Annotated in this window: 14 protein-coding genes; 5 read left to right on the top strand and 9 right to left on the bottom strand. The window is 72.4% G+C overall.

Features of this window, described 5'->3' with window-relative positions; all coding sequences use genetic code 11:
- The first annotated feature begins 95 nt into the window (after positions 1-95).
- Positions 96-830 (top strand): glucose 1-dehydrogenase, encoded by a 735-nt coding sequence (locus tag ACQKIP_RS00905; RefSeq protein ID WP_365864084.1) that lies wholly within the window; start codon positions 96-98, stop codon positions 828-830.
- On the opposite strand, the gene ACQKIP_RS00900 is transcribed toward ACQKIP_RS00905, so the two are convergent.
- The gene (locus ACQKIP_RS00900) at positions 770-1,489 is read right to left on the bottom strand and encodes a TetR/AcrR family transcriptional regulator (protein ID WP_365863943.1); all 720 of its coding nucleotides are present in this window, start codon (positions 1,487-1,489) and stop codon (positions 770-772) included. The genes ACQKIP_RS00905 and ACQKIP_RS00900 overlap by 61 nt on opposite strands.
- A gap of 96 nt (positions 1,490-1,585) precedes the next feature.
- Between ACQKIP_RS00900 and ACQKIP_RS00895 the strand changes: the two genes are divergently transcribed.
- Positions 1,586-2,641: an IS701 family transposase gene (locus ACQKIP_RS00895; RefSeq protein ID WP_365863945.1), complete on the top strand. Its 1,056-nt coding sequence runs from the start codon at positions 1,586-1,588 to the stop codon at positions 2,639-2,641.
- Here the strand turns inward: ACQKIP_RS00895 and ACQKIP_RS00890 are convergent.
- Positions 2,597-3,523, bottom strand: coding sequence for a hypothetical protein (locus ACQKIP_RS00890; RefSeq protein WP_365863947.1), 927 nt, complete (start codon positions 3,521-3,523; stop codon positions 2,597-2,599). The two genes, ACQKIP_RS00895 and ACQKIP_RS00890, sit on opposite strands and share 45 nt — an antisense overlap.
- Before the next feature lie 222 nt (positions 3,524-3,745).
- On the opposite strand from ACQKIP_RS00890, the gene ACQKIP_RS00885 reads away from it, so the two are divergent.
- The 3 genes from ACQKIP_RS00885 to ACQKIP_RS00875 all read left to right on the top strand — a co-directional run bounded on the left by ACQKIP_RS00885 (position 3,746) and on the right by ACQKIP_RS00875 (position 4,991).
- Positions 3,746-4,306, top strand: a complete 561-nt coding sequence (locus tag ACQKIP_RS00885) for a hypothetical protein (protein ID WP_365863949.1) — start codon at positions 3,746-3,748, stop codon at positions 4,304-4,306.
- A gap of 214 nt (positions 4,307-4,520) precedes the next feature.
- A complete protein-coding gene (locus ACQKIP_RS00880; protein WP_365863951.1) occupies positions 4,521-4,697 on the top strand; it encodes a hypothetical protein in 177 nt (58 codons plus the stop codon).
- Between the two features lie 36 nt (positions 4,698-4,733).
- The gene (locus tag ACQKIP_RS00875; protein ID WP_365863953.1) at positions 4,734-4,991 is read left to right on the top strand and encodes a hypothetical protein; all 258 of its coding nucleotides are present in this window, start codon (positions 4,734-4,736) and stop codon (positions 4,989-4,991) included.
- A gap of 117 nt (positions 4,992-5,108) precedes the next feature.
- Here ACQKIP_RS00875 and ACQKIP_RS00870 read toward each other — a convergent pair whose 3' ends face one another.
- From ACQKIP_RS00870 to ACQKIP_RS00840, 7 genes are all read right to left on the bottom strand, one after another.
- Complete coding sequence (locus ACQKIP_RS00870; RefSeq protein WP_365863955.1) at positions 5,109-6,098, bottom strand: helix-turn-helix transcriptional regulator; 990 nt, start codon at positions 6,096-6,098, stop codon at positions 5,109-5,111.
- Between the two features lie 79 nt (positions 6,099-6,177).
- Positions 6,178-7,119 (bottom strand): hydroxyacid dehydrogenase, encoded by a 942-nt coding sequence (locus tag ACQKIP_RS00865; RefSeq protein WP_365863957.1) that lies wholly within the window; start codon positions 7,117-7,119, stop codon positions 6,178-6,180.
- A 14-nt stretch (positions 7,120-7,133) separates the two neighbouring features.
- Positions 7,134-7,430: a phosphopantetheine-binding protein gene (locus ACQKIP_RS00860; RefSeq protein WP_365863959.1), complete on the bottom strand. Its 297-nt coding sequence runs from the start codon at positions 7,428-7,430 to the stop codon at positions 7,134-7,136.
- A 76-nt stretch (positions 7,431-7,506) separates the two neighbouring features.
- The gene (locus ACQKIP_RS00855) at positions 7,507-8,763 is read right to left on the bottom strand and encodes an MFS transporter (protein WP_365863961.1); all 1,257 of its coding nucleotides are present in this window, start codon (positions 8,761-8,763) and stop codon (positions 7,507-7,509) included.
- Entirely contained in the window at positions 8,760-12,677 is a 3,918-nt protein-coding gene (locus tag ACQKIP_RS00850; protein ID WP_365863963.1) for a non-ribosomal peptide synthetase, read from the bottom strand. Before ACQKIP_RS00850 ends, ACQKIP_RS00855 begins: the two co-directional genes overlap by 4 nt.
- Positions 12,678-12,744: 67 nt before the next feature.
- On the bottom strand, positions 12,745-14,187 hold the full coding sequence (locus ACQKIP_RS00845) for a class-II fumarase/aspartase family protein (protein WP_365863965.1): 1,443 nt from the start codon (positions 14,185-14,187) through the stop codon (positions 12,745-12,747).
- Positions 14,184-15,404 (bottom strand): Glu/Leu/Phe/Val dehydrogenase dimerization domain-containing protein, encoded by a 1,221-nt coding sequence (locus ACQKIP_RS00840; RefSeq protein WP_365863967.1) that lies wholly within the window; start codon positions 15,402-15,404, stop codon positions 14,184-14,186. Before ACQKIP_RS00840 ends, ACQKIP_RS00845 begins: the two co-directional genes overlap by 4 nt.
- Positions 15,405-15,622: the final 218 nt, after the last annotated feature.

Below are 15,622 nucleotides of genomic sequence, written 5' to 3'. Positions count from 1 at the left end.
GCGAAACGATCATCGTTGCGCGTCGTACGAGGGGGAAGACCATGACCGTGAAACCACCGGCCGTCGCCGACGGTCCGCTCGACGGCAGAACCGTCATGATCACAGGGGCGTCCAGCGGCATCGGAGCAGCCGCCGCACGGCAGTTCGCCGAGGCCGGCGCCGCCGTCGTACTGGCCGCCCGGCGTCTGGACCGGCTCACCGGCCTCGCCGACGAGATCAACGCGCGGGGCGGGCGCGCCCTCGCCGTGGCCACGGACGTCACCTCCTCCGGTGACGTCGAACGGGCCGTCACGCTCGCGGTGGAGACCTACGGCAGCCTGGACGCCGCCTTCAACAACGCGGGCTGGGGGGCCATGGGCGTCCGGCTGCACGAGACGGACGAGGCTCTCTACGACCGCATGATGGACGTGAACGTGCGCGGCGTCTTCCACTGCATGCGCCACCAGATCCCCGTCATGCTCGAACAGGCCACCGGCGGCGCCATCGTGAACACCTCCAGTACGGCCGGTCAGTTCGCCACCGGCGCCGCGGCAGCCTACGTCGCGGCCAAGCACGCGGTCCTCGGCCTGACCCGGGCCGGCGCCGCCGAGTACGGAGAGCGGGGCATCCGTGTCAATGCCCTGATGGTGGGAAGCACCCGTACCGAACTGCTGCAAGGAGCCCTGGAGGCCGCTCCGGAGCTGGAGCAGGCCGTCGTCGCGCGGGCCATCCACAAGCGCCTTGCCGGGCCGGAGGAAATCGCCCGCGCCGCCGTCTGGCTCTGCACGGATCAGGCATCGTTCATCACCGGGGGAGCGGTGCCGGTCGACGGCGGTTGCAGCGCCGTCTGAACCACCGGCGCGACAGGGGCTCCGAACAGCAGGGGCCCTTCGTCCGCCCCCGGCGGAGGTCTCATGCCCACCACGACCCCCGCCCCCAGCACCCCGTACAGCACCAGCTCCCACATCTGGGTGAGCCGTACGCCCGCGAACCCCCGCCCCGCGCCCGCTTCCGCCCGCAGCTGCGCCTCCGCGCCGTTGACGAGATGTCCGGCCAGCGCGCTGACCGCGGCGGCGCACACTTCCGGGCGCAGCTCCTGTGCCGCCCCCGCCTCGATCATCCGGTGGAGCGCCCCGCGCCACGCCGACTCCCAGCAGGGCCCGGCGCCCGGCAGCTCCCGCGAGATGCGCGCCGAGGCCCGTACGACGGCCTCCTCCTCGAGCAGCGTCACCAGCGCCCGGGTCAGCCGGACCCCCGAGAGGATGCCCGGCGGCGCCTGGCCGGTCAGGTGTTCCACGGCCCGGCACGTCCGCTCGTACCCCTCCAGCCGGACCGCCGCACAGAGCCGTTGTTTGGCCGGGAAGTGAAACGTCAGGGCGCCGAGCGTCACCCCCGCCGCCTCGCTGATGCGCGCCAGTGAAGAACCCTGGTAGCCCACGCGGTCGAACTCCCCGGCAGCGGCCTCGATCAGGGCCTGCCGGGTACGGGCCGCCCTCTGCTGCTTCGTCATCGTCACTCCGTCCTGTGCTTGAAAAAAAATGTAATCTATTCTTTTAATGGTGGGGATCACTGATCCGGCCGACCGTCGCGAGGAAGAGGACCTGCCATGCCCGCACGCCCCCACCGCATCACGCGGGCCTTCGTGGAACCCCTCTTCCGCGAACTGCCCCGGCACGACCAACGCGGCTGGGCCGAGGCCTACTTGACCGGTCTGCTCACCGTCCCCGGCAAGAAGACGGTGCGCCGCATGGCCGAGGCCGTGCACGCCTCACCCACCGCCGCGCTGGCCCTCCAGCAGTTCATCAACGCCAGCCCCTGGCCCTGGGCCCCGGTGCGCCGCGAGCTGGCCCGCCTGGTCGAGCAGGACGCGCCGGTACGGGCCTGGACGGTGCGCACGGCCGCCCTGCCCAAGCGCGGCGACCACTCCGCCGGGGTGCACCGCCGGTTCGTCGCCGCCGCCCGGCGCACCATCAACTGCCAGCTGGGAGTGGGCCTGTTCCTGTCGACGGAGAGCGAAGACCTCCCCGTCGACTGGCGGCTGCTGCTGCCGCGCCAGTGGGTCGGGGACAAGGAGAGAGCAGCCACGGCCCGGGTCCCCGAATCGGCGCGCAGCAAGGTCCTCGCCGAGCACATCCTCGACCTCGTCGACGCGGCCCCGTCCCGGCTGCCCGCCGCACCCGTCGTCGCGGACCTCACCGAGTGCCACGACGGATCCGACCCCGCCCGCCTGATGGAAGAGCTCGAACAGCGCGGGCACACCTTCCTGCTCGCGGTTCCCGCCGGGCACCCCGTCGCCGGCCCCACGGACGCCCGCCGTCCGCACACCATCACCTCACTGCGCCGGACCCCCGCCCACCCGCCGAGCGGCGCCCGCGGTCCGCTGCGCGCCTTCCACGCGCGGCGCCCCGACGGCTCACCCGGCGTCTGGGTCACGAACCTGCCGCGTGAACGCTCCGGCGAGCTCGCCGTCCTGGCCGGTCTGCCGCGGCGGGCGGCCGGCGCCGTGGTCGAGCTGCGGGAGTACGGACTCCAGGACTTCGAGGGGCGGTCCTTCCCCGGCTGGCACCATCACATGACCCTGGTCTCCGCCGCCTACGCCCATGACCGCCTGGCGGCATCAGGGCCGGCACGGCACGGCGCGGTGCTGCCCGCCGCGGGCTGACCCCGTGGCGCCGCGCGGCTCGGCGGCCGACCGCAGGGCGGCCGGCCCGTGCTGCGGCTGCCCGTGCCGCTGCGGGACCGTGCGCAGCAGGTCGGCGACCGATCTGCGGCTGCCGACCGACAACGGGCGGGAGCTGAAACGGCGGCGCAGATAGGCGAGTTGCCCCGACGCCTCACCGCGTATCGCCTCCAGGACCAGCCGGTCCTTGTCCGCGTCCGGCAGCCCGGCGAGCCAGCGCACGAGGTCGCCCTGCCGCAGGGGCCTCGCCGGACCGGAAGTGCCCGCCCTGGCCGTCGCGAGCAGACGCGGATTGACCCCCAGGAGCCGCGTGAACGCGGTGAGGGACGGCGAAAGGCGGTCCAGGCCCGGCGGCACGGCGGGCTCGAACTCGTCCTCGAGGACCTCGGTGGCGGCCAGGTCGTAGGCGTCGGGATCACCGAGCGAGGCCAGCCAGGCCAGATAGAGCGGGACACGGCTGCCGCGGGACAGCTCCTCGCGGACGAGCGCGAGGTCGTCGAGCGAGCAGCAGCCGCCGGAGCGGCCGGTGCGGTGCGGGGCGCAGCGCACCGCGAGGACCGTATGGGTGTCGGTGTCCCAGGCCTCCAGGCCGTAGTGGTGCGCCTGTTGTGCGCTGAGGGTCCCGTGCGCGGCCCGGAAGAGGATCTGGTGGTCGCCCCGGCGTGATCGGGCCAGGCCGACGTCGAAGTGCCGTTCCACCAAGCGCCGGGCGTCACCGCGGAAGACGTGGTCCGTGCAGTCGACAAGCAGGGTGCGGGGGTCCTGGCAGGAGCGTCCCGCCTGCTTGCGGAGGCTCGCCTGTTCGGCCTCGTCCAGGGGCCGCTCCAGGGCCAGGAAGCCGTAACTCAGGTAGTCCTCGGGCACTGTGCGCTCTCCGGTTCTGGTCGCGGGGTGTGGGGCGGTGGGGGCGAACGCCAGTGTCGTGGACGGCGAGCGGCGCGAGGTGCCTAAGTCGTACGGGATCGGTCGGGCAGGGGGCCCCGATATCCGGTGAACCGGGCAAATAACTCATGGGGTACGCGTCGACTCGCCTAGGCTCACGGCGCGACGACCCGGACGGCACGGAGCAGGGGAGGGGGAGTGACGATGGACGCGGAGGACCGTACGGCGCCGCCGCCGCTCTCCACAGAAATCTCCGGCACAGAGATGTCAGGCACAGAGGTCTCCGGCACAGAGATCCCCCGCACCGAGACGCCCCCCACCGGGCTCCCCGTCACCGAGATCCCGGACTGGGCCGCGATCTGTCCGGAGCTCTCGCACACCGGCTTTCGCCTGTACTGCATCCTGCGCTCGCTGGCCGGCCCCCGTGCCCGGCCCGCCGAACTCACCCTGACGCTCGATCAGCTGGCCCATCTCATGCCGGGGCCGCAGGGCAAGCCGTGCGGCCGCACCGCGGTGAAGGACGCGCTGGCCAGCCTCGAGGGCTGCGGTCTCGTCTCCGCGAGGCGACGCGTCGTCACCTCCCGCGGGGCCGGATCCATCAAAGCGGAACTCTCCTTTCGCGTGAACGAGGTCCCCCCGTCATACGAGGTCCCCTCCTCACCGGAGAACTCACGCCCGCGGTCCGTCAGAGAGAAAGCCGCGGCCTATGAGCCGGGCTGGCGGCAATTCGCGAGCCGGAAATCCGGCGTACATAAGGCAACCTGACTCCGGTATTCCGCCTATTCGGAAAGCCCTGCGTGTTTTCGTGGGGCGGAAAAGCGCCGCCGCGGCGGGCGGCCCGACCGTGGCAGCAAACTGCACGGCGGCCTGCAGTTTGCTGGCCCCGGAAGCCGTAGGCCGGGCTCCGTCGAGCTGGCAGATTTCTCGGTGTCGGAACACGCACCGCCCCGGTCCGGGGCGACACCGCCAGGAGGCAGACATGACCGCCCAGCTCATCACCCGCATCAAGGCCGCCGCACCGCTGGTCGTCCTGGGCACGGTGATGGTGCTGGGAATCGGGAGCGCCGGGGACCACGCGCTCCAGGCCAACGGCTGGCAGTCGAAGAGCCCGGCCGGGACCACGGTCCTGGCCAGCGGGGACAACGGCTGGCAGTGAGACGGCGCGAGACGGCGCCCGTGATCGGAGATGCACATGGAACTGGTGGCCCGGGCAAGCACCCCCCAGCTTGCCGAAGGGGCTCTGCTGACCGCGGTGCGCTGGCTGGCCCTGCTGCCCGCCGAGTGGAAACCGCAGTTGCAGGAACTGCCTCCCGTGGGAACGTCGATCGTCGTACGGCTGCACCACGACGACGATCTGACCGTCGATGCCGTGCGTGCCGGTGCGTCCGACGCGCTGAGCGATCCGGCCCTCCTCGGCTGGGAACTGGTGGACTGCCGCATGGTGGCGTAGGCGGTCCGCGAAAGAACGTGTGTGACGGCGGAGCGACAACCGCCCTTGATCAGGCCCGACCCGGGACGCCGGGGCGGGCCTTTCGCGTGGGACGCACAGGCAATCGGAGGCCGGCCGTCACATCCAGCCGCGCTCCTTGGCCATCAAGGCGGCCTGGAACCGGTTCGAGGCACCGAGCTTGACCAGCAACTCGGCGACATGGCGGCGGAACGTCCGGATGGAGATGCCCATCTGGCGTGCGGCCACCTCGTCCTTGTCGACCCGCGAGAGGGTCTCCAGGACCTGCCGCTCCAGGGGACCGAGCACGTCCGCCGCGTCCCCGGGTCCCCGGCCCGGCAGGTCGTCGGCCGCCGCCCAGACCTTCTCGAAGTAGGCCACCATGTTGGAGACCAGGCCGGCCTGGCGCACGACGAGGGCTCCCCGGGCGCTGGCGGCCGGGTCCATCGGGACCACGGCGACCTCGCGGTCGTAGACCACCATCCGGTCCATCATGGTGTCGACCGTCTTGATCTCGGCGCCAAGTTCCGCGAGTTCGTGCAGGTAGTCGCTGGTGGCCGCGTCTTCGAGGCCGTCTCGCAGGACCACGTAGCGCATGGTGATCCCGCGGCGGATGCAGCGCAGGTCCAGCGGGCGGGCCGATTCGATGTAGCCGGGGGACAGGACACCGTCCGGCTGGAGGGCCAGCATCTCCTTGTGGGCGAAGAACGCCAGGTCGTCGAGGCGGGCGCGGATCTCGTCGAGTCCCTCGACCCGCTCGATGTCGCTGGGCTCCTCCGCTTGTTTGAGCCCTCCGCTGCGCGCGTCCTCCACGAGCGAGGCGATGTCCGCGCGGGCCGCGGCGACCCGCTGGAGCTCCTGGTTGAGCTCGCCCATGCGCTGCTCGATGAGCCGCTCGACCCCGATGACGGGGTCGATGGGCGTCAGGGGGCGGCCCTCGCCGCCGCGCAGCAGCTTCTTCGCGCACAGGCTTTCCAGGGACCGGGCCATTTCCTCCCGGCTGATGCCGAGGACCTGGTCCAGGGGAGTCATGTCCGTCGCGGGATTGCGCAGCAGATGGCGATAGAGGTCCTCCTCGCCTTCACTCACTCCCAGGCTGCTCAGGCTCATCGCGCGTCCGCTCCCCGTTTCGGATTGCTCGACAATCGAGCACGATATTAACCCGAAATCGCGATGCGAAAGCTCTATTTCATATCGCGGAAATACTCGGTGCGGGGTGCAGGGCGGGCCTGCGCGCCAGAAGTTCGTCGAGGAGCGTCACCACGCGCTGTCCGATGCGGAGTTGGGCTTCCCGGGTCAGCGCGCCGATGTGCGGGGTGAGCACGACGTTGTCCAGGGTGGCCAGCTCCGTCGGGGCCCCTTCGCGGGCGAGGACGTCGGTGGCCGCGCCCGCGATCAGGCCGGTGCGCAGCGCGTCGAGCAGCGCGGTCTCGTCCACGACACCACCGCGCGAGACGTTGACCAGCTGGGCCGTGCGCTTCATGCGGGCCAGCTCGGCCGCCCCGATCAGACCGCGGGTCGAGGAGGACAGCGGCACCGACAGACACACGATGTCCGCCTGCCGCAGCAGCTGCGGCACGGTCGCTTGCCGTGCGCCGTGCGCCGCCAGTTGGCGCGCCCGGTGCGGGCCCGGCCGGCCGACCACCGCGACGACGTCCATGCCGAAGGCCGTCGCCAGAGCGGAGATGCGCGAGCCGATGGCGCCGAAGCCCACCAGGCCGAGCGTCTTGCCCCGCAGCTCACCGCCGAGCAGGCCCTTCTTGTGCCAGATGCCGGAGCGGGTGTGCCGGTCGCCGAGGACGATGCGGCGGGAGAGGGCGAGCATCAGGCCCAGGGCGAGCTCGGCGACCGCGTCGGCCGAACCGCCGGGCACATTGCGCACCTGGACCCCGGCCTCCTCGGCGGCATCGAGGTCGATGTTGTCCAGACCGACCCCGGCCCGTACGACCGCCCTGAGCCGCGGGGCCGACTCGATCACCTCCCGGGTGATCCGTACACCCGCCCGTACGACGATGGCATCGGCCTCGCGTGCCAGCTCGGCCACGCGGTCCTGGCCGGGCTTGGGATGCAGGTCCACCTGGTATCTGCGGTGCAGGTCGGCGAGGGCGTCGGGATGGATGGGATCGACCATCAGCACGCGTTCCATCAGGCTGCCTCGCTGCGTGCACCGGCCGCGACCAGACCGGCCACATGCCCGGCGAACTCCGCGAGCGTCTCGGTGTCGAAGACCTGATCCGTGCCCGGACGCACCCCGGTCTCCTTCTGCACGCCGACGCAGATGCGCACCGCGAGCATCGACGTGCCGCCCATCTCGAAGAAGTTGTCCTCCCGGCCCAACGGGCGCACCTGGAGGGCCTCTTCCCACAGGCGCACCAGGAGTGCCTCCGCCTCGGTGGCGGCGGGGACGGCGGGACAGTCGGTGAACAGATTGCGGTCATCCATGAGTTCTCCAGAGAACGAAGCGGATACGTACAGGAGCAGGTGCGTGAAGCAGGCGGTGCACAGGGCGGCAGCGGCCTCAGAGTTCGGGCCGTGCCCAGGTCAGACGGCGTACGTCGGGGACAAGCGCGGTGGCGGCGGAGACGACGAGGGCGATCAGGCTGGCTACCAGGAGCACGGTGCCCGCCGAGCCGAAGGCGAGCAGCTGCGGCACCACCACCAGCGCGAGCGGCGAGACACCCAGCGAGATGAGCCAGTCCACGCTGGAGACACGGCCGATCAGCTCGGCGGGCACCTTGCTCTGCAAGGTGGCCGCCCAGGCCACGGTGGCCGCCGAAAGCGCGGCGCCGATCAGCGCGGCGATCCCGACCGACACGGCGATGGACGCCGACAGCGTGAGCAGCGCGAACCCGCCGCACACCAGCGTCATGCCGCCGAACACCACCACGCCCGGCGCCAGTCCCCGGAGCCGGTTGACCAGCAGACCGCCCGCAAGGGCGCCGGCCGCCTGCGTCCCCACGATGAGGCTGTACACGCCCGCCCCGCCGCCGAGCACATCGGACGTCGTCAGCGGAAGCAGCGCCTTCGCGGGAGCCACGACCAGCGCGACACTCACGCCGAAGCTGGCGATGGACACCCACACCCAGCGGTGCGCCGCCACGTACCGCAGCCCGCCGGAGGCTTCCTTGAGCAGACCGTCCCCGCTGCTGACGCGTTCACGGGTGGGCCAGCGCCCCGCGGCGAGCAGCATCACGAGGGCGAGCGTGAACCCGGCGCTGGCCAGGCCCAGCGACAGCGCCGCACCGACCGCCGCGAGCAGCACGCCGCCCAGCGCCGCCCCCGCGATGCCCGCGGTGCGCAGGGCGATCGACTGAAGGGAGTTGGCGGCGAGCAGTTCCACCTTGGGCAGCAGTTCGGTGAAGGCCAGGGTGAACGCGGGCTCGAACGCGCCGTCCCCAAGCCCCAACAGCAGCCCGCACAGGGCGATCGGCCAGGTGCTTTCCACCCCGCCGGCCACCTGGAGGGCCACCACACAGGTGGCGACGGCCCGCGCCGCGTCGGCGGCGAGCATCACCCGGCGCGCCCCGAGCCGGTCCGCCAGCGCCCCGCCGACGAGCAGCATCAGGACCGTGCCGCTGGCCTGCCCGAAGAGGGCGTAGGCAAGGAGCGCCGGGTTGTCCGCAGTGATGGCGTAGCCGGCCAGCGACACCTGGAAGACGAAGTCACCGGTGCGCGAGAGGCATTGACCGGCGTAGAGCAGCCGGAAGGGGCGCCGCCGCAGCGGTGCGGAGACGGCGTCGGGCCGCCGCCCGGCCGGCTTGGTGGCCGTACTCATCGGGCGGCCTCCAGCTCGCCGTCGATCAGCGAGCAGAGAACTTCGAGGTTGCCGCTGTCCAGCATGGTGAAGTGCGTGCCGGGCGTGTCCCTGATCGTCAGGTGCCTGCACTGGCGCGCCCAGCCCAGGTCAGGGGCTTCGGGCCGGGTGTCGGCGGCGCGGTCGGTCGCGCGGAAGAGGACGACGTCGCCGTCGTAGGGCCGCAGTGTGTGCCGTTGCAGGGCCTCGCCGTTGTGCCGGTAGGCGTCGAGCATGCGCTGCAGCCGGTCCTCGTCGTAGCCCGTCGGCAGCGAACCGGCGGCGATGCCCTCTTCGAGGAGCGTGCGGATGCGCCGGGCGGGCTCCAGGCGGCGCAGCTCCTCCAGGTCCAGGTCGAGCCTGAGGCCCATCGTGACCAGGATCCGCAGCGCGTAGTCCTCCTGCGGGTCCAGGTCCATGCGGGGATTGGTGTCGAGGAGCCCGACGAGGCCGACCTCCTCGCCGGACGCCCGCAGCAGCCTGGCCGCCTCCAGCGCGATGACCCCGCCCATGGAGTAGCCGCCCAGGTGCCAGGGCCCGCCCGGGTGGACCTTGCGCATCTGCTCGATGTACACCTCGGCCATCTCCGTGAGGGACCCGCAGGCCTCCTCGCCCGGCAGCAGGCCCGGCGACTGGAGGCCGTAGACGGTGCGGTGCCTGCCCAGGGCGCGGGCCAGCGGCGCGTAGCGCACCACCGTCCCGGCCAGCGGCGGGAACAGGTACAGCGGCGCGGTGCCGTCACCGGCCTGCAACCGCACCAGCGGCCCCACCGGTTCCTCGGCGCCGCCGTCCCGCACCACCCGGGCGAGCTCGGCGACGGTCGGCGAGCGGAACAGCTCGGCCACCGACACCTCGACCCCGAAGTGCGCACGCAGTACGGAGACCAGGCGGACGGCCAGGAAGGAGTCGCCGCCCAGCTCGAAGAAGTCGTCGTCGACGCCGATGCCCTGCTGGTCGAGGACCGAGCCCCACAGGTCGAGCAGCTCGAACTCGACGCCGTCACGGGCCCCGCGGTCCGACGCACGGCCCGCTTGGTCGCCGGACGGGGTCGTCCGCTCGGTGAGCGTCTTGCGGTCCACCTTGCCGCTGGGCGTCAGCGGGAAGCCGTCGACCACCGCGTAGCCCGCCGGGAGCATGTAGTCGGGCAGCACGCCCCGCAGCGCGCGCCGCATCTGCTGCGGGGAGAGCTCGGCCCCCGGCTGCGGCAGGCAGTGGGCCATCAGGCGCTTGCCGCGGCCGGGCTGCTCATGGACGACGACCACCGCGTCGGCCACCCCGGGCAGGCGCCGCACCTGTGCCTCGATCTCGCCCAGCTCGATGCGGAAGCCGCGCACCTTGACCTGCCCGTCGCGCCGCCCCAGGCACTGGATGCGTCCGTCCGGCAGCACCTTGCCGAAGTCACCGGTGCGGTAGAGGCGTTGCCCGTCGCGGGTCACGAACCGCTCGGCGGTCAGGTCGGGGCGGCCGTGGTAGCCGTCGGCCAGGGCGGCGCCCGCCACGCAGATCTCGCCGGGCACGCCGTGCGGCAGCGGCTGGAGGCGCGCGTCGAGGACCGTCACGCTGGTCCGGTCGACGGCATGCCCGATGGCCGGCAGGTCGGGCCAGGACGCCGGGTCGCCCGAGAGGCGTTCGCCGGTGACGACATGTGTTTCCGAGGGCCCGTACTGGTTCTCCAGGAAGGCGGGGACCCGGGTGAAGAAGGCCCGCAGCGCCTCCGACACCTGCAACTGCTCGCCCGCGGTGACCACTTCGCGCAGGTCCTGCGGGTACACGTCCAGTTCGCGTGCCGAGTCCGCCAGTTGCTGGAGGGCCACGAACGGCGCGAAGACGCGGTGCACCCGCTGGTCCTTCAGATACGTCAGCAGGCGCTGCGGATCGCGTCGTACGTCCTCGTCGACCAGCACCAGGGTGCCGCCGCTCGCCCAGGTGGAGAAGTGCTCCTGGAAGGCCACGTCGAAGCTGAACGCGGCGAACTGCAAGGTGTTCCAGCCGGGCGCGGAACCGGAGCGCCGCCCCTGCCAGTCGATCAGGTTGGACAGGGCCCGGTGCGGCATCTCGACGCCCTTGGGGCGGCCCGTCGAACCGGAGGTGTAGATGACATACCCCAGGTCGTCCGCGCCCGCGGCGGGCAGCACGGCGTCGTCCCCGCCCGTGTCGAGCCCGGTGAGGGCGTCGTCGAGGCCGACGGTACGGACCCCGTCGGGCACCGTGAGCACATCGGTGACCCGCGAGCCGCGCAGCAGCAGCCCGGCCCCGCTGTCCCGCAGCATGTAGTCGAGCCGGTCGCGCGGGTAGGACGGGTCGAGCGGCACATAGCCCGCCCCGCTCTTGAGCACCGCGAGGAGCGCCACCGCCAGTTCGGGTGTCCGCCGGTCGCACACGGCCACCACGCGGTTGCGGCCCAGGCGCGCCGCGAGGCGGTCCGCGGCCCGCTTCAGCTGGGCGTAGGTCAGCTCCCCGCCGTCCCAGCGCAGGGCGATGGCTTCCGGTGTGCGCGCGACGGTCCGCTCGAACAACTCGTGCGCGGGCGCCGGTTCGTAGTCGCCGCCCTGACCGGCGGGCTCCGGGGTGCGGGTCACCGGCAGCAGTCCCACCGGCTCCGCCGGTCGTGCCACCGCGCCCTCCAGGAGCGTGACCAGGCTCGCGGTGATCTCTCCTGCGGTCTGCGCCCCGTACAGGTCCGTCGCGTATTCGAGGGTGCCGCGGTAGCCGCCCTCATGGGGCACCAGCGTGAAGGTGAGGTCGAACTTGGCGGTGCCGGTGTGCAGGTGGCGGGCGGAGCCCGTGGCCCCCTCAAGGCGCAGGACGGGCTCCGGTGCGTCCTCGACGACCAGCATGACCTGGAACAGCGCCGGCCTGTTCGCGGAGCGGGCGGACGGCACCCGGCCGACGACCGAGGGGAAGGGCACCGCGCCGTGGGCGAGGTCGGCCCGCACCTCCTTGGCCGTGCGGCCCACCAGGTCGGCGAACGACTCCTCGAAGCGCACGCGCCGGCGCAGCACCACCGTGTTGGCGAGATAGCCCACCAGGCCCTCCGCCGCGATGCCGTCGCGCAGCGCCACCGGCGTCCCGATCGTCACCTCCGCGTCGTCCTCCCCGGCGTCCTGCGCCACCCGGGCGAGCAGCAGCTGCAGGGATGCGGCGAACACCGAGAAGGGCGTGGTCCGCCGTGCCCGGGCCAGTGCCCGCAACTCCCGTGCCGCGTCGGGGGAGATCGCGAAGGAGACGGTCGCGCCCCGGTGCGTGGGCAGGTCGGGCCGGGCCGCGTCGTGCGGCCAGGTGCTCTCCTGCGGGGCGCCCGCCAGCCGGTCGGCCCAGTAGCGCAGCCCCTCGTCGAAGGTCCCCTCCGCGGCTGCGATCGCGCTGCGGTGCTCCTCGTAGGCGGCAGGCACTTCGGTGGCGGGGGACGTGCCCGCCACGGCACTGGCGTAGGCCTCCTCCAGGTCGCTCTGAAGGACCTGGACCGACCAGCTGTCGAAGCAGCCGTGATGCACCACGAGGACGAGCAGCGCCTGGTCGGCGCCGGTGTGCAGCAGGCAGGCCCGCACCACCGGCAGCGTCGACAGACTCAGCGGATCGGCGGCGAACCGGCTCGCCGCGTCCTCCACTTCGGCCGCGGACGCCGACCGAAGATCCTGCTCCTGTACGACGATGTCCCACTCCGCGGCCGTCACCATGACCGGCTGCCCGTCCCTGACCTGGACGTGGCTGCGCAGCGAGGGGTGACGGGCCAGCACGGCGCGCAGGGCCGCGTTCAGGGCCGGGACCGAGATCCGGCCGGTGAGGGCGTGAGCGACGGGAACGTTGTAGACCGCGCTGCGGCCGCGCACGGACTCATCGAGCCACAGCGCCTGCTGGCCGGGCGTCAGGGGATGGGCAGCACAAACGGAGGTCATCGGTTCCTCGGGAGACGAAGCCGGCGCTCGGGGCGGCCGGGCGGTGCGGAAGCGGGAGTCGGGCGGATCAGGCGGCGTGCCGGCTGCCGAGCCAGCTCCGGGCCTCGGCCGTGACACGGCCGGTAAGGAGCCGGGAATCGCCGGTGTAGCGCGCGGGGTCGAACAGCTCGTCCAGCTGCGCGGGCGGCATCAGGCCGCCCAGCTGCGGATCGTGGTCGATCAGCTCGCGCAGCGGCACCCGCTCGCTGATGGCCTGCTGGACGAGCCGGTAGATCTTCTCGTGGGCGGTCTGCTTGCCGACGAAATCGGCGAACGCGAGCATCAGGCCCTCGGTGGCCACCTGGTCGCGGACCGCAAGGACATTGGCCAGGGTGCGGTCGGTGCGCACGGAGAGACCCGACACCACCCGGGTCATGATCTCGCAGGCGGTCAGGGTGTAGTGCGTGACGTCCGGGACGCACGACCACTCCATGCGCAGGGTGCGGCCGTCCCGCTCGTGGTCGCCGCCCATCGCGCCGAGCGCCATGGCGACCTGCCCGGCCGCGAGGCGGGCCATCACCACGATCTGCTCGCAGCCCTCCGGGTTGCGCTTGTGCGGCATGGTGCTGCTGCCGACCTTGCCCAGGTACCAGGCCTCTTCGACCTCGCCGACCTCGGGCCGCCCCAGGGTGCGGATCTCGTCGCCGATCCGGCCGAGCGTTCCGGCGATCATGGCCATGGTGGAGACGTACTCGACGACGCGGTCACGCGAGGCGTGCCAGCCCGTCGCGGGCACGCCCAGGTCCAGGCGCGCGGCGAGCCGCCGCAGCAATTCAGCGCCCTGCCCGTCGAACCCGGCCATGGTCCCGGCGCCGCCGAACAGCTGCACCACCAGGGCACGTTCCCGCAGCCCCTCCACCCGGTCGGCGTGCCGGCGCAGTTCGTCCACCCATCCGGCGACCTTCAGGCCGAAGCCGAGCGGCAGCGCGGGCTGGGCGTGCGTGCGCCCGAGCGCGACGGTTCCCGCATGCTCGTCGGCGAGGTCCGCGAGCCGGCCGACCAGGCCGCCGAGCAGCGGCTCCAGAGCGTCGAGCGACTTCTTCATCGCGAGCATCTGGCCGGTGTCCTGGATGTCCTGCGTCGTGGTGCCGAAGTGGATGTACTCGCCTGCTTCCTCGCCGCACACCTTCTGGAAGGCCCGCAGCAGACCCACCAGGGAGTGGGCGGTGCGCCGGATCTCGGCGCGCACCTCCTCCAGGTCGAGGAGCTCGACGCGGGCGCACTGCGCGATCCGGTCCGCGGCGGCCTGCGGGATCATGCCCAGCTCGGCCTGCGCGAGCGCCAGTTGGGCCTCGATGTCGAGCCAGCTCTGGAAGCGGCAGACGTCGCAGAAGATGGCCCGGCTGGTCTCGGTGGCGTAGATGTGCCCGTAGAAGCGGGAGTCGGTGATGTGCCCGCGCTCGTGGCGACAGGCCTCCGCGTCGGCCGGGTGCGCGGGCGCGACGGTGTGTTCGAGGGTGTGGATGCTCAACGGTTGCTCCCTATCGCTGCGCCGGCGACGCGACGCCGGTCGCGTTCGGCACGTCGTTCCTTGCTCGCGGAGTACGGTCCGGTGCCGTAGGGCCGCTCGCCGCGCTTGTCCACGGCCACGGAGGCGAAGTCGAGGGCGGCCCGCCGCGGGGTGATCTGCTTGACCCGGGCCCGGCTGAGCAGGTCCTCGAGCATCTCGTGCATCATCGCCCCGACGTTGTCGAGGACGTCCTGCGGCGAGGGTGTGCGCGCGGGGCCGAACAGCGCGTCCATGGACGCCGAGCCGCCGATCCCGCCGATGAAGTCCGGTACGACGAGGACCCCGTGGGCGGCCAGGGTCTCCTCGGCCTGCTCGCTCAGACCGTGGTTGGCGCCGACCACCACGATGGGGGAGGGCAGCATGCGCGCCTGGTCCACCGAGATCGCGTCCGCCCCCGCGGCGAGGACCAGCACGTCGGACGGCAGGTCAAGGAGCGCCTGGCGGGGCAGGCGCAGGGCCCGCGGCGCCAGGGAGGCCACCGTGCGGGACTGGTCGCTGTCCAGCATCCGCGCCACGTCCAGACCACGCGGGTCCACGACGCAGTCGTCGGCGTCGGACACCGCGGTGATCTTCACGCCGTGCTCGATCAGCGAATACGCCGCCGCCCGGCCCATGTTGCCGAAGCCCTGCAACGTGCACGTCAGACCGGCCGGCGGCCTGCCCTGCTTGCCCGCGGCCGCCAGGGCGGCGTGCGCCAGGGCGTGCCCGGCGCGCCGCTGGCCCAGCGTGAGGGCGCCGACGGGGGCGTCCAGGGTCCGCAGCCGGTCGAAGAAGTCCTGGTCACTGATCCCCTGGGCCTTCTTCACGACGTACTTGATGGAGGGGATGCCCTCGCGGGCCGCAAGCGCCTCCAGCTCCTGCCAGCGGGTACCCATGTCGCAGCCCATGCTGAAGCGGTCGGACAGCTCCTCGCGCAGGAACGCCAGGAACCGGCGCACCGCCGCGGGCTTGCCCGGCGACGACGGGTCGTAGTCGAGGCCCGCCTTCGCGCCGTCGACGCCCACGCCGAGCACGCGCTGCTTGAGCGTCATCCGGCCAGCCAGGCCCGCCACCATCGCCTCGGTGACGCCGGGCTGCACCCGGAAACCGCCGGCCGCGATGTCCGCCGACTCGCCGTCGTAGACGAGCCACCCCCGGAAGCCCTCGACCGGGTCCACGTACTGAATGGTTCTGCTCACGATGTCTTCCGTCTCTTCCGTCTCTTGCGAACGGACGCCGGTCGAATCCGAACCGGCACCGGAAACCTCTCACCGGCGCCGGGCGCCGGACAGCCGCCGGAGCATCAGCAAGCTGCAGACCGGCGGGCAGGTTGCTGCCAGGCCCGCACCTGCTGCCCGCCGCCCGCGCCGCCTTAGATGAAGGCATCGGACACCAGGCCGAACAGGCCGGTCACCAG

Source organism: Streptomyces sp. NPDC059900, assembly GCF_050270335.1.
Classification (GTDB): domain Bacteria; phylum Actinomycetota; class Actinomycetes; order Streptomycetales; family Streptomycetaceae; genus Streptomyces.
The sequence above is the reverse complement of the archived record's forward strand: the minus strand, read 5'-3'. Positions and strand labels throughout refer to the sequence as shown.